This is a genomic window from Brevibacterium sp. BDJS002 (assembly GCF_028201555.1).
Lineage (GTDB): Bacteria > Actinomycetota > Actinomycetes > Actinomycetales > Brevibacteriaceae > Brevibacterium > Brevibacterium aurantiacum.
In genome coordinates, this window is the sequence record NZ_CP116392.1 from 3,016,882 (window position 1) to 3,030,496 (window position 13,615).

Annotated in this window: 16 protein-coding genes; 4 read left to right on the forward strand and 12 right to left on the reverse strand. The window is 59.6% G+C overall.

Features of this window, described 5'->3' with window-relative positions; genetic code table 11:
* Positions 1 to 62 precede the first annotated feature (62 nt).
* The 3 genes from PGC08_RS13990 to PGC08_RS14000 all read left to right on the forward strand — a co-directional run bounded on the left by PGC08_RS13990 (position 63) and on the right by PGC08_RS14000 (position 3,184).
* Entirely contained in the window at positions 63 to 1,325 is a 1,263-nt protein-coding gene (locus PGC08_RS13990) for a D-alanyl-D-alanine carboxypeptidase family protein (RefSeq protein WP_193101439.1), read from the forward strand.
* A 363-nt stretch (positions 1,326 to 1,688) separates the two neighbouring features.
* Positions 1,689 to 1,853, forward strand: a complete 165-nt coding sequence (locus tag PGC08_RS13995) for a hypothetical protein (protein ID WP_164513824.1) — start codon at positions 1,689 to 1,691, stop codon at positions 1,851 to 1,853.
* A 215-nt stretch (positions 1,854 to 2,068) separates the two neighbouring features.
* The gene (locus PGC08_RS14000; protein WP_271708640.1) at positions 2,069 to 3,184 is read left to right on the forward strand and encodes an FUSC family protein; all 1,116 of its coding nucleotides are present in this window, start codon (positions 2,069 to 2,071) and stop codon (positions 3,182 to 3,184) included.
* A gap of 354 nt (positions 3,185 to 3,538) precedes the next feature.
* On the opposite strand, the gene PGC08_RS14005 is transcribed toward PGC08_RS14000, so the two are convergent.
* Positions 3,539 to 3,811: a hypothetical protein gene (locus PGC08_RS14005; protein ID WP_271708641.1), complete on the reverse strand. Its 273-nt coding sequence runs from the start codon at positions 3,809 to 3,811 to the stop codon at positions 3,539 to 3,541.
* A gap of 415 nt (positions 3,812 to 4,226) precedes the next feature.
* Between PGC08_RS14005 and PGC08_RS14010 the strand changes: the two genes are divergently transcribed.
* Positions 4,227 to 5,780, forward strand: coding sequence for a glycosyltransferase (locus tag PGC08_RS14010; protein WP_271708642.1), 1,554 nt, complete (start codon positions 4,227 to 4,229; stop codon positions 5,778 to 5,780).
* Positions 5,781 to 5,836: 56 nt separating this feature from the next.
* On the opposite strand, the gene PGC08_RS14015 is transcribed toward PGC08_RS14010, so the two are convergent.
* The 11 genes from PGC08_RS14015 to PGC08_RS14065 all read right to left on the reverse strand — a co-directional run bounded on the left by PGC08_RS14015 (position 5,837) and on the right by PGC08_RS14065 (position 13,526).
* The gene (locus PGC08_RS14015) at positions 5,837 to 6,031 is read right to left on the reverse strand and encodes a hypothetical protein (RefSeq protein WP_271708643.1); all 195 of its coding nucleotides are present in this window, start codon (positions 6,029 to 6,031) and stop codon (positions 5,837 to 5,839) included.
* A 1-nt stretch (position 6,032) separates the two neighbouring features.
* Complete coding sequence (locus PGC08_RS14020; RefSeq protein WP_271708644.1) at positions 6,033 to 6,383, reverse strand: hypothetical protein; 351 nt, start codon at positions 6,381 to 6,383, stop codon at positions 6,033 to 6,035.
* 3 nt (positions 6,384 to 6,386) lie between these two features.
* The gene (locus PGC08_RS14025) at positions 6,387 to 7,406 is read right to left on the reverse strand and encodes a peptidoglycan recognition protein family protein (protein WP_271708645.1); all 1,020 of its coding nucleotides are present in this window, start codon (positions 7,404 to 7,406) and stop codon (positions 6,387 to 6,389) included.
* A 47-nt stretch (positions 7,407 to 7,453) separates the two neighbouring features.
* On the reverse strand, positions 7,454 to 7,783 hold the full coding sequence (locus PGC08_RS14030; protein ID WP_271708646.1) for a hypothetical protein: 330 nt from the start codon (positions 7,781 to 7,783) through the stop codon (positions 7,454 to 7,456).
* Complete coding sequence (locus PGC08_RS14035; RefSeq protein WP_271708647.1) at positions 7,773 to 8,195, reverse strand: hypothetical protein; 423 nt, start codon at positions 8,193 to 8,195, stop codon at positions 7,773 to 7,775. The genes PGC08_RS14030 and PGC08_RS14035 overlap by 11 nt, the downstream gene beginning before the upstream one ends.
* Before the next feature lie 22 nt (positions 8,196 to 8,217).
* Entirely contained in the window at positions 8,218 to 9,099 is an 882-nt protein-coding gene (locus PGC08_RS14040) for a metallophosphoesterase family protein (protein WP_271708648.1), read from the reverse strand.
* On the reverse strand, positions 9,096 to 10,001 hold the full coding sequence (locus tag PGC08_RS14045; protein WP_271708649.1) for a hypothetical protein: 906 nt from the start codon (positions 9,999 to 10,001) through the stop codon (positions 9,096 to 9,098). Before PGC08_RS14045 ends, PGC08_RS14040 begins: the two co-directional genes overlap by 4 nt.
* Before the next feature lie 8 nt (positions 10,002 to 10,009).
* On the reverse strand, positions 10,010 to 10,420 hold the full coding sequence (locus PGC08_RS14050; RefSeq protein ID WP_271708650.1) for a hypothetical protein: 411 nt from the start codon (positions 10,418 to 10,420) through the stop codon (positions 10,010 to 10,012).
* Positions 10,421 to 10,630: 210 nt separating this feature from the next.
* Positions 10,631 to 11,512, reverse strand: a complete 882-nt coding sequence (locus PGC08_RS14055) for a hypothetical protein (RefSeq protein ID WP_271708651.1) — start codon at positions 11,510 to 11,512, stop codon at positions 10,631 to 10,633.
* Positions 11,505 to 12,428 carry a hypothetical protein gene (locus PGC08_RS14060; protein WP_442868135.1) on the reverse strand — a complete coding sequence of 308 codons (924 nt, stop codon included), beginning with the start codon at positions 12,426 to 12,428 and terminating at the stop codon, positions 11,505 to 11,507. Before PGC08_RS14060 ends, PGC08_RS14055 begins: the two co-directional genes overlap by 8 nt.
* A gap of 243 nt (positions 12,429 to 12,671) precedes the next feature.
* On the reverse strand, positions 12,672 to 13,526 hold the full coding sequence (locus PGC08_RS14065) for a hypothetical protein (RefSeq protein WP_271708652.1): 855 nt from the start codon (positions 13,524 to 13,526) through the stop codon (positions 12,672 to 12,674).
* Positions 13,527 to 13,615: the final 89 nt, after the last annotated feature.

Here is a 13,615-nt window from a genome sequence, read left to right on the forward strand (position 1 = left end):
TGTGCCCAATCGCACCGAGTTTCCTGAAAGCTCCCAGTTCCCCTCGGTCGTAGACTGGTGCGATGCGTTCTCACCATCCTTCTTCTCCGACGCGTACAGCGGTCCTCCCCTGTTCACCTCTGGCAGGACTTCGTCTCCTCGTCAGCGCCGTAATCGCTCTGGTGCTGATTGGGGCTCAGCTGGTCCTCTCCCCCAGCACCTCGCACGGTCTGAGCCAACCGGAGGAGACACCGGAGAAGGTCTACGAGTCTCCGGCCGACCTCGGCGACGGATCGAAGCCACCGACACCAGTGGGAACGTCATGGCTGGTGGGAGACCTCGACACAGGTGAGCTCCAGGTCGCGCATGACATCGACAAAAAGCATGCCCCAGCATCGACGATCAAACTCCTCACCGCCCTCGCGCTCGTCGAGGTCCTCGACGACCCGAAGCAGAAGGTGGAGGCGGAGTTCGAGGACATGGAGATCGACGGCACCAAAGTCGGTCTCATGCAGAAGAACGAGTACACCGTGGATCTGCTCTTCCACGCAATGCTGATGTCGAGTGCCAACGATGCTGCGAATGCGCTCGGACGAGCCGCTGGCGGTCAGGACAAGGCGGTGGCGCTGATGAACGAAAAGGCCGAAGAGCTGGGGATGACAAACACTCACGCGGCGAACACTTCGGGCCTCGACGATAAGAATCAGCACATGACTGCCGCAGACATGATGAAGCTGGCGTGGGCGGTGTGTGAGAACGACTATCTGATGAGCGTCATCGACACCGAGACCTACAAGTTCCCGGGTGGCAAGAACCCGGATACCAAGGAGAAGTTCAAGGGCTACGAGATTCAGAACCACACCAAGATCGTCGGCCAGGTCGACGGTGGGCTCGGACTGAAGAACGGGTTCACGCGTCAGGCCAAGGGCGCGTATATCGCTGTGGCAGAACGTGACGGCCGCCGTGTCGTCTCGACGATGCTCGGAATCGACAACAACTCCCGGCAGGCAGCGGTCGACCTTCTCGAATGGGACTTCGCCCAGAAGGATCCCACATCCTTGCAGACCGTCCCGGTCGGCCAGGCTGTGACGCCCAGTGGCGACCCGAGCGCTTCGGAGAGCGGCAGCGATGCAGGCGGAGCCGACGCCGACGACAATGCAGCAATCGGCGCCCAGGTGGAGTCCGGCGACGGTGCAGTGGCCTCTGATTCCACAACCTCGTCGAAGACGCTCGGCGTCTCTGATGAGACGCTGCTCCCCATCGGAATGCTGCTGGTTGCGGCAGCTCTTCTGCTCACCGCGCTCATCATCTTGGTGAGGCTGCGTCGAGGCAAGATCCCCCGCTGATCACTAGCCGCTTTGACTTCTCGTTATCACTGCGGTTAAGCTGTTGTCTTGCGTTCGAAGTCGTCCGGCTTCATTGAACCATCTGATCCACTGAGCACGATGACACGTCGCTCACGAGTGAGAGTTCAGATCCAGGTTCGACATTGCAAATGATTCGCCACGGACACTGTCTCACTTCGAATCGCAGATCCCCCACCGTGAAGGATCAACCCACACCACGGTGACATTTCAGCAGGCCAGCTTCCGATTCACGCGGTTCGCGGCCGGCACCTCGGCGACTGCCCCGTCGCCACCACGAAAACAATGAGAATGACATGCGTTGATGCATGCCCTTCGACGAAGTAGCTAAGAAAGGAGGGAACGATGACTCAGTTCCCACTGTGGGTCCAGCGTGCCATTGAGCATGCAGGACTGATTGATCCGAAGATCAGCACCCGCAACGGCACAGTCACGATCAGTGACAATACCGGCCGCGTCGTGCTTTTCACCGGCTCATCGCTGCGTGAGATCACGCCGCTGGCGGCCTGATCGCCGCCGTCTGTCAAGGTTTTCCTTCGCACTGCTGGGTTTTAAGCAGAGCGAGAACCACGACAGTCTGACCTCTGCCCGACATTTCGCAGGTTTCGCCTGCAGGAATGTCGGGCTTTCTCATTCTCCGCCGGTGCCCCTTGCCCAAGCCGATCAGATAGCATATATGCCTTGTAGGGTGATACCTCCATGCACTCTGTCCGAAAGGACGACCTTTGCAGCAGAACTCACGACACCAGCTATCGCTTCTGGCCAGACGCCCCGACGTCGCCACCGACGTTCTCCAGATCATCAAGACGGTGATCGCAGCCACCGGCGCCTGGCGGCTGTCTGATAATGTCCTGAACTCCCAGATGCCGTTCCTAGCTCCGTGGGCGGCGCTGCTGACCGTCCATGCCACAGTCCACCGCTCGCTGTCTCGCGGAGCGCAGTCGACGATCGCCTCAACCCTCGGTGTTGGCTTGTCCTTCCTCATCGGCAACTACCTGGGGGTGAGCAGCTGGACATTTGCTCTCGCGCTCCTGGTCGGCCTCACCGCTGCGCGGCTGCCGTGGATCCGCGATGAAGGTATTGCGATTGCAACGACCGGAATCTTCGTCCTCGGCAGCGGCTTCGACAGTCAGCAGCCCTTTCTCGGGGAGCGGATCTTGGAGCTCTGTATAGGCGTCGCCGTCGGCATCGTCGTCAACCTCCTTGTGATTCCGCCGCTGCGGGATCAGCAGGCCGCACGGTACGTCGACAGCATCAACCGGCGCATGGGCAACATGCTCGTCGACATGGCAGATGAACTGGACGACGGCTGGGAAACCGCGGACGCCGATGACTGGTTCAATGAGACCGAGTCAATGAGCGAAGAGATGAACTCCGCATGGCAGTCGGTCAAGTTCGCTCGTGAGAGCCAACGAGCAAATCCGCGTCATCGTCTGCGTCGGAGGCGCACGCCATCGGGCGAGGCTCGGGACACTCAGACATCGCCGAAGGAAGCCAGCTACGAGAATATCCTGTTGCGGGTGGACGAAGGCATCTCCCATCTGCGCCATCTCACGCGAACTCTGCGCGAGGGGTCCTATGAAGACGGCGAATGGGACTCTCGCTTTCGCGAGCAGTGGACGTCGATCGTCCGCGACGCAGGGCGATCGATTGCCGACCCGGATGCGGAGGTTGAGCCGATCTTCAAACGCCTCGAAGAACTGTCGGTGACCATGGCCGCCGATGACGGCCTCCCTGAGCGCTCCTGGGCCCTGTACGGGTCGCTGATCGCGAGCATGCAGCACATCGCGGCAATCGTCGACGACGTCGCCTCCGCACGTGAGGCACGCGAATCTCGCTGACAATAGTCAGTTGAGATGAGCAGCTGAGTTGAGCAGCTGAGTTGAACCGGTTTCGCCTGCAGACTCCTCAATGCAGAAAAGCGACCCACCCAAGCAGTGTGTGCTCGGATGGGCCGCTGACGCTCGGAGGACTCGGTCCCTCAAGCGCCTGAAAGATGACTCAGAAGTCCCAGTCGTCGTCTTCCGTGTTCTCGGCCTTGCCGATGACGTAGGAGGATCCGGACCCGGAGAAGAAGTCGTGGTTCTATCGGACGCCCTGGTGAGGAGGGTGAACCCTGTAGTTTCGGGGCTTCCAGGTGCCGCCGAATCCGGTCGAGAATGGGTGATCCGAGGTCACGTGTGCTCATTTTGTGCTCACATTTTCCCTTCCCACCACACATCGTCAGGATGCAACCACACCCCAGTGAACTTGCACCGCTTGTCCGAGAGCTCAACGAAGATCGCGGGACCATCCGGATCCAGACGCAGCGCATGACCGTCCTTCCACTCCTCCCCGTCCTGCTCCCACGCGAGGCGAGCGCGGACGGGGATTTTCGTGCGTGCGGGTCGGTCTCTGGCGGGGAGTGCGTTGAGGACGTTCTGCCATTGCAGTGCGCTGCCGGAGAAGTGAATGGGGTTGTCGGTCATGGGCTTATTGTTCACTCAGGTGCAGACACGAGACCAGGTCCGGCTCACTGTGTCTGCGCAATTCTCGCACCCGATGTGTGTAGTCTGAAACTTCACCACATCAGAAGTATCCAGGAGTCTATTGATGTTCCGCCGTTCACGCATTTTGCCGACTATCCCGATCTTTGACATTACGTGGACAATCCCCGAAGACTTCGGCGGACTGACCAGCATGGTGCTGCGCCGAAGCAGTGCGTTCTCTGAGGTCGACCGACGACGCATCGACATTCTGACGCTGTCTCCCGCACTCGACTTACCAGCAAAGACCAGAGAGCTAAAAGAGACGGGATGGTTGGCAAAGCGAGTGAAGCTGCGCAACCTCTGGCATGAGCTACGACAAGCGAAAGACCGAGAGTTGTACAAGCTTGCCGGGAATGTGGATGAACCGGTCGCTGGAGATGAAGAGCTGTTGCCGCAGTCGGGGCAGGAGGACTCGGAGCGGCGTTCGAAGTCCGATCAGCTACTCCAAGTCAACCGTTACCGAGTCGACGGGTCGCTGCTGGTATCTGATCGCCGTGACACCACGAAGAAAGGGAAACTCGGCGGCCGGCGGATCACCCTATTCGACCGGGCAGGCGAAATCGTCACCCAATGGACGTCAGCCCGAAGCCTGTACCACTCGTGGATCGACTACGTCACAGACGGAAAGGATGCCGCGGTCATCTGTGACTCGGCTCGAGTTGGTACGCTCCTTGACAACTACCGCCGCGACAACGTCCACGTCACTCAGGTCATTCACACAAATCATCGGGAAGACCCCGAGACGCCTCTCGATGGTGGATTGGCCGACCGCTTTAAGATCCTCACCGTCCTCGATTCATTCGACTCTGTAGCTATCCTCACCGGCTCGCAGCGAAACGACCTACTCGACAACCACCTCGGAACCGGCAACCTCCACGCCCTCCCCAATATTTTCGCCGGCCACAACTTCACCGGACACGCCATTGCGCCTCGCGGGAAAGGCGTGATTGTTGCTCGCCTGATGCCAGTCAAGCGACTCGAACAGTCAATTCAAACAATAGGCACGCTACGCGACAGTGGCGCCACCCTCGACATCTACGGCGACGGCCCTGAGAAAGACAACTTGCAGGCATTCATTGACGACACCCACCTCGAGGATAGCGTGAAGCTCAACGGCTATGCTCCTGCTGCCTACAAGAAGTTCGAAGGCGCATCGTTCACACTCCTCACCAGCTTTTCGGAAGGCATGCCCATCGTCCTCCTTGAGGCCATGACAGCCGGCTGTATACCGATCGCCTATGACTTGAAGTATGGCCCTTCCGACATCATCACCCACGGCAAGGACGGATTCCTTGTCCCCCTCGGAGACATCGAAGAACTCTCGGCCACCCTGCGACAGTTCCTTGAAATGCCCGAAGCTGAGGTCGCGGCCATGCGCTCCGCTGCCCGAGAGAAGGTAGAACAGTTCTCATCCCAGACCGTGACCAGGCGCTGGGCAGAGGCGCTGGAAGCGGGTCGAGAAGCGAAGACTGCTGTCAAGCGCGTGGAAGGACGCTCGGGCCTCCGGGCTGCTACGTTCACGAACGACAAACTCCACCTGTCATTCGTCGTGAGTGGCGAGGCCGCAGCTGAACCCGAGTGGATGATGCTCGCCGTCATCGGCAGGTCAATGCCCATCTACTTCCGCGTCCCATGTACCTACACACTCATCGACGAAGAGCTGCGCGCCGACGCGGTCATCCCATCCGAACTCTTCTCAAGCCCGACTGCGGACACTGTCGACGTGTTCGTAGATGTGCGCGTCGATGGGAACAGACGGAGAATGCGCCTTTCCGCTGGCGAAGTGGAATTGCCCGAGGCGTTCGAGCGGACGACACCCTACTCAACCGACCAAGGCAATCTCAGCTTCCGTATCGATGGACCCGACACCGTTGCGGACGAAGGCATTCAGCGAGAGATAGCAGGCTAATAAAACGAAGAAGACCCCCACCGCGTTCTGCGATGGGGGTCTAAACGTTGCTTATGTCAGACGTCGAGCGCGGCTCTGACCGCCGCGTCCTTACCTTCGAGGAGCTTGCGCAATGCAGTCGACTTCTCGGGGCCGTCGGGTAGCGTCTCGTCAACGTCGGTTGCGAGTGCGTGGAACTTCAACGAGGTAGCTCTGAGCGGGCCGGCGTTGAGGTGCGCAAACTCGAAGTACCGGAGGATCGGTGCGCTCATGTCAGTGCCTCGGTTCGTAGCCGTCTGGGGCGGGCGTGGCGTCCACTTCCGCGGCGAGCGCTTCATCTTCGTATTCGCTGTCCTCGTCGAGCGGCACATCGTCAGCATCGTCCGGGGCGATCTCTTCCGCGCCGTCAGAGTCGGCAGAGCGGGTGACGATGGTGTTGGCTGCAGCGGTGAGTCCGAACGCACCGCCAACGTAGAGAACAACGTTGGTGGTCACGGCGTGCCATTCTGGGATGTTGTCCGGCCCGTAGGCTGTGGCGATCGCGCCGAGGGCGACGCCGATGAGCGCGTATACGACGTAGGTGGGTTTGCGCCAGGCGGCGGGGATGATTTCGTTGAGACTCATTGGTCAGCCTTTCAGTGTGCGAGTTGTGACGGACGTGATCTTCGCTGTCTTGGAGTTGGTCCAGACCTGGGCGCGGAGGCGTTCGGAACGTCCGCCCCTGCCCTTGCCGCGTTTTCCGATCTGGGAGGCCACGACATAGGTGCCGCCGGTGGTGCCAACAAACTCCTGTTTGGAGTAGTAGCCGACGTGTTTCGTCTTCGTGCCTTTCTCGTAGGAGGCGATGAAGAACCGCACCTGTAGGGACTCACCGGGTTTGAGGCCAGAGACAACCAGTGAGGCTTCGGACATGAACGAGGATCCGTCGAAGGTGAGAATCGATGTTGCGCCTCTACCCACCCAGAGTGTCTGCCACTTGGCGTGGGCGAGCTTCTGAATAGCTTTGTAGGGCTTGGAGTATATGTATTTGGACATGCCGAGGATTCCCTTCGGTTCGGTGGTTGAGGTGGTGCCGGTTTCGGCTTGTTTGACGATGCCGGGAATCTGGGCGATTCGACGATCACCGGGGCAGACTTTCCCCCGATACTTCGACCACTGGTACTTGGTGCCCATGAGGTGGCTGGGCAGTCCGTTGCCGGGAACTCCCTGCCGGTGGTAGCCGACGCCCTTCTGGGTGACTGAGGTCGTGGCGCGCAGCGGAATCCCGTGAGTCTTGTGCACCCACACAAGGATTTTGACGATCGCCTTGATCTGAGCGGGCGTCCAGGCTGGCACGTTGTCGCCCCGGGTGTTCCACGGCTTGAACTCGGGGCCGTGGTCAGCAGTCTCAATGCTGATGACGTGGCCGGAGCCGAGATAGTTCGCGTCAGCCGTGTATTTGGTGTCCACCCACTGGTAGATGGTGCCGTCACCACCGACGCCAAAGTGGCTCTCGGTGCCGACTGTGCCGTTCTTCTGGAACATCCCATCCGTTCCGGCGAGACTGCCTACCATTGTGTGCAAGCATGCGGCGTCGTAGGACTTCATTCGCCCTTGTCGGGCCTGGTTAGCGAGGAGCCTGTTGACGGCTCCGGGCATCATGGCCATGAGTTACCCCTTTCCGAGGGCATAAGAAAACCCCGGCGATGCGGGGCTTACAGGTTGAGGTGGGACGGTGGCTCCGGTGGTTCTCCGCCGAGGGAACGACCCCAGTCGATGAGCCTGTAGATGTATCGGCGCAGTGACCAGTCGGACTGTTGGAGCTGCCGAATCTGTTCGGCTTGCCCGGAGAGTTTCGCGTCCGTTTTGTCGGCGCGTTCACGGAGCTCCTTCACGTCATCCTTCAGGGTGCTGATAATGAGTTCCGCCTCATTGATTTCGTTGGCTTCTTTCGCCGACTGTCGGGTCTTCTTCGTCGCGTAGATTCCGCCAACGAGGGTGATGATCGCGACGAGCACAGCGGCAGGTATCCAGTCAGTCCACATCCCGATCACCACCGGGAGCGTGCACCTCCGAGGGGTCGATCAAGCGGATGACTGCGAGAATGAGCAGCGCTTGAACCGCATAGGAGACTGCGGTGATGTAGTCGCGTGAGTCGATGCCACGGACGAAGATGTCCATGCACCATTCGGCGAAGTAGGACGACGCCCACAGGCTGGTGATGACCATGAGCGGAACGAACGGTGCCCGGTAGTGGCTGGTGAACGCACCGATGAGGGAGATCCCACCGATGATGACCCACGCCCAGGCCCAGAAATCGAGGTTGGGAACTTGGGCGAGGGTGCGCAAACCGGCGGGGATGGCAGGCGGGTCAATGTAGGACAGGCCCCTGACGGCTCCGAGGATGCCGAGAGCGGCGAGCGCTGTTTGTTTGACTCCGAACGTGTGGGTGTTCATATTCTTCTCCACGGTCCATCCCCTACCCTTCTCGCGTGAGGATGATCGGGTCTCTAGCCCACCCGTATGATCTGTGGTCTCGGAATCGGATCACGCAACGGTTGCCCAGGTAGGTGATGAGAAGTGAGTACGACAGTGATGCCCAGGGCGATGCGTCCCCATTCGGTCTGGCGGGATCGTTTCCTATCCCGCCAGCGGTGGGTCCGTTGATCGCGAATATCTGTTTGCCGCCGATGGGCATCACTCGCGCCGACTCTGGTGCGCCAGGCTCCATGTGGCGGTGGCCGGATAGCCAGCCTGCAACATTGTTGTGCCCACTGACGATTGATTCCAAATCAGCAGTGGGCGAGGGAATCGCATAGTTCGAGTATCCGATGTATTGTCCATTCGGTGGACCGTGGGTGACAATCCAACACGGCGCCCCTTCCGCTGTCGTCAGAGCCCAATCTAAATAGTTGAGAGTCTCCGGGGAAAGCACGCACTGGTCCATCCAGTGCCAATAGTCAGGTGCGAGGCCAATGAACCGCATACCGCCCGCGTCGAGAGTCTGATTGGCGTCGGCCAGCCCCATCAGGTCTGCCCAGTCTTCTTTCGACTGCACGACATCCCCAGCATGGCCCACCGGTGCACCCATGTCATGATTGCCGGGGACCTCCAGCCATGGAAGTCCGTCAGTGTCTTTGATCGTGCTCCTCATCGCCTTATAGAGCGCGTATTGATCCGACCGGTTATTGTCGACTTGATCACCGCCAAGGATATGGGCGACATGCGAGGAGCGGAGGTGCTTGAGGTCATCGGTGATACGGTCCATCCACTGGGGGGAGAAAAACGTGTCCCCCAAATGGAGGTCGGTGATGAAGTGGAACGTGGACCCGTCTGTGAGGTCGGGATAGCTGCGTGTCATAGGGGCCTGTACCTAAATGTGATTGTGGCGGGCAGGGAGATGTCAGTATGAGAACCGTATTTTTTGTACTTGAAGGCCAGGACTTCGCCCTTCTCTAGGGTCTGCTGCCCGGCTTCCCAGTAGAACGAATGGTCCCATTCCCATCCTTGGCCTGCGATCACATCGGTGCCCCAGGTCAAGTCAGTGCCTCCTCGAGCAATCACTTTGGTGGTGTCGCCATGTGGCCGTCTGAGGAGATAGAAGTTGAGATAGTCGGTATCTGATAGCGGTGAGTTTGATGAGAAGTTCTCGAATACCATTCCGATTGACAGGATGGTGGCGTTGAAGGGTGCCACCCAAAGGGGTAGTTCCGTGTTGGCTATGAAGGTTGAGGTCAGCGACGATCCGGAGACCATAGACGAAATGTAGACAGTTTCGGTGAGCTCATCCGTCGTAGGGGTGATGGTCTGGATTTGATCGATCGCCTGTTGAATATTCTGGTTCGACGCGACTTCGCCAGAAGCGATCAAATCCAGCGCATTCGTCGCCTTATCGTCAGCGGCATTTGCGACCGTCAACGCGGTTGATGCGGCGCCCAGTGCATCCTCGGACTTCACGAGTGCTGTCTTCACGGCATCATAAGTTTCCGCTGCGGGGAGAACCCACCGCATCCCCGTACCGGAGTCGATATAGAGCTTCGAGTAAGTGCCGGATGCCTTGAAAGCTATCCTCCCCTGGTCTCCTCCGGAGGCAACTGATTTGACAACACCACCCAGCGGACTGTCCTCAATGTCATATAGTTCTGTGACACGTTGCCCACCATTACGGGCCGTATAAACTTTCACGTCAACGCCACCAACAACATTGCCTTGACTGTCAGTAGTCACATCGGCAGGACCACCACCGAAAACATTAAGAGACATGCTTCACCTCAGTTCAGGAATGTGATTGAGAACCGAACCCAGTCGCCGGTCTTGATATAACCGCCAGGGTGAATGTCGCGCATCACGCAGTTCCCGGACCCGTAGAGCATCCCGGAACCAGCCGACGTTGAAGAAGTCCAAATGAACGTGCGATACCGGGAGCCGACTTCCGATGCGAACTGTGCTGGCACGGTAACGATGGTCGAGTCAGGCGAGATGTTGCCGGGAGAAGCGTTATCCGTGATGTCGCTGTCGCCGTTGTAGATGAGTTCGGCGCAAACTTCGACCATCGGCCCCCATTTGCGAGCAAAACAGTAGGCACCTTGACTCCAGCCTGAAGCGTAAGTAAAGCCTGTCGTGACATCTCCCGAGTCGCTGTAAACGTCGAGCCAACTCGCCGACCCAGGGCCCGTCTTCATCCACACTTTCGAGGACTCCCCGGAGGCAACTATCGTCGATATGGGGCGCCCCATATTTCGCGTTTCGGTCAGCTTCGTCGATTGCTGACAGGATGATTTTGTTGTCCATGGCCATGACGAGTGACATCATGTCCGCTGCCGCTGCCGGGGCGTCCGAGCCGGACGGGTACGGGACTTTCCCGAGAGGTGAGTTAGGCATAGTGGTTCTCCTTAGCTTTTGAACGTGATCTTGAGTCCGCCACTGCCAGCAGTGGCAATGAGGTACTTCGATTTCCCCGTGGACGCTCCTATACCAATGCCTTTTGACGCACCGGATGCCAGACGAGCTGCCTGCGATGAGGGTATGGTGATCCACTTGGCATCACCCATGCCCAGTCCGGGACCGTCCCACCTGTTGTTGAGGCTCGGCGTCCTCGACGGGGCAGACGTTTCGTTGTGCAAACCCAGGTGAGGCCGAACCTTCCCTGACTTCCCGTGGTACTTCGATGTGCGGGCGACACGAACTTGCATGGTGTCGACGGTTTTTCCCTGACACGCTGCGGCGACCTTGGACCCGTACAGGAAAATCGACGTGTACGGGTGCGGATATGAGGGCCATGCGCCTTGGGCAGGGCGTGAACCGCTTCTGCGACCATCGCGATACGCGGCAACCGAAGAGGGGGAAAGGGTGACTGGTTTCGGTTTCGACGCGGGAGATGGGTCACCAGGGCCAGGCCCGGGGCCCTCCCCTGTTTGCCCGTAGATGGCACCGTCTTTGACGTAGATCGCGTTGACCTGCACGAAATCTGCTGACGGTGCTGCCGGCCCGAACGTGAGATCCACTGGTTCGGGAATGTCGATTTCGACGGGGCCGCCGATCTTGTCCATGACTCGCCAGCCAGCTGAGTGGTTGAGGACGAGGACGACGTCACCCTCGGCGCGAGGGTTGTAGGCCTGGTTCGCTGCGACGTCATTGATGATCGCCTCGCCCCACTGAAGGTTGACGTTGCCGTCTTCCCTCGTAGAACTCACAACCATGATCTGAAAAGGGTTCGCCTGCCGTTCCACCTCAGCGCGCACCAGGGCGGCGAGATCATTCTCTGCATCACTCATCGAACGCACCTTCGCCTTCCCCATAGTCTTCATCGAATTGGTCAGTGATTGTGGTCAACCCTGTTGAGGTGGTGGACCGGGTTTGCAGTGTCATGGTCCCTCCGGTCAGCGGGTAGCTGACGGAGTCGATGATGTGGTTCTCGTCGTGTCCGCCTGGCATGGTCACGGTGATTACGTCGTCGGGTTCGATCGCATAGTTGACGAGCGAGGACACGGACACCTTCTGTTTCAGGCCCAATCGTGGTGCCAGGAGAGCGAGAGCTGCCTGTTGGCACTGTGGGAACGTTGTTAGCAGCTTCGATGTGTAGAACAGTGGAACTGCGCCGAACGGTCCCTTGTAGTAGGTGGGTGAGACTGGGTCGCTATCGGATGCGACAGCAGGCCCGATTGGTGGTTGTCCGTTCTCAGAGGCACCGGAGGCCACGATCTGGTTGTACACACCGTCGCGGGAGAGTGTCTGCTGTGGTTCGACGAGCGCACCACCCTGACCGGCGGCCAACGTCCAGACGGGTTCGTCTTCGAGTGTCGGTACTGGGGCTGCGACGAAGGACCCTCGGGAGTCGCAGAACACTCTCCCGCCGAGGCTCTTGGCAATGGACGGGTCACGGGAACGTCCGTCGATGAGGCCCCATCGGTCGCGTTCTTCGATGAGCTGCGGAATGGCGGTGTCACCCAGTCGCCAGGACATGCCGATCTCGGGCAACACTTCCTTGATCAGAGTGGTGGCCCAGTATTGGCCGGTGCCGACCTCGATCGTGCGCGGTTGGTGGAACCTTTCATCCATCACCTGCGACTCGAGAGACAGGCCGTCGAGTTGCGCCCGACCAGTACGGAGGCCAGCCTGTGAGACCTCTTCGACGCGGTACACACCGAGAGGCACCGTCTCGTAAGTGTTGCGGTCGTAGTGCATGCGCATGAACACACGGATCCTCGCACCATACGGTGACAGGGCGCGGCGTCCTATGTCGGCTCCGGAGACTATGATGCCGCGTGCAGTCCAACGGACTTGTGATGTGGACGCTGCAGTAATGGACCCGTCGTGCACGGTCAGGTCGTGCCAGGTGTTTCCGCGGTCGGGTGACCATTGCACGACGGGTTCATACCGGGCCAGGGACAATGACTCGAGCCAACGCTGGGAGACGGGGAACAATGGTGCCTCCTATGGTTCGAGCAGTTTGTTGTACGAATCGACGGTGGCCGCGAGTTGGTCGTAGGTGGTCCAGTCGCGTTCGACGGTGTCGTAGGACAGGTTCGGGATCCGCAGCGGGGAATCGGTGGTGTCTGGCCGGTCGATTGAGATGACGTCCCATTGGTAGCGGCGCCATGGGTAGCCGTCCCAGTGGACGTGTTCGAGGTCGACTTTCCCGCGGATGAAGTAGAAGTCCGGCAGACCAGCGCACGCCGGGAACTGTGCCAGCACCGGGCCCTCATCCAACAGGGCCATGAGCTGGTCGGCGACAGGCTTCTCACGCACGAGAGACCGCAGCTGGGTGGTGAACCCTTCGAGAACGTCCCACGTCGCGGCAGGCCGGGGCGCACCGGCGATGCTGGTGGTGTCGACGCGGCCGTCATATGACAGGTCCGGTGGTTCGACTTTCAGCAGCATCGCTTTGCCCGGGTCGGCGACGGGCTTCAACCACGCCCACCCGTCAGACAGTGCAGGGATGACCGCGCCCACATATTCGGATGGTGTGCCTTCGGTGCCGTCGAAGCGGATGGGTACGGCCCGCCAGAGTGTGCCGCCACCGAGAGTGGCTTCGTGGTCGTAGGCGTGCGCGTACCCGCCGGGTGCCCAGGCAGGATTGCCGGACCGGACAACAGTGCCGTCCTGACGCTCGAAGCGGATCTTGGCGACCGCGTTCTGTCGATCGCCTTCCCTCTCGCCGTGCATGGAATGAATTGCCAGCCATCCTGGCGACGGTTGCCCGTCAGCGATGCATCCGTATCGTGCGTAGACAGCTCCGTCCGGGGCAGTCACTGACCCCGAGATGTGGCCGTACCCATCCATTGCCATGATCGACATGATGTATGCACTCGCCGCTGTATAGAAGTAGATCCGAATGTTTATGTCTGACGTAGCACCTTCGTGCGCGTCTACAACGG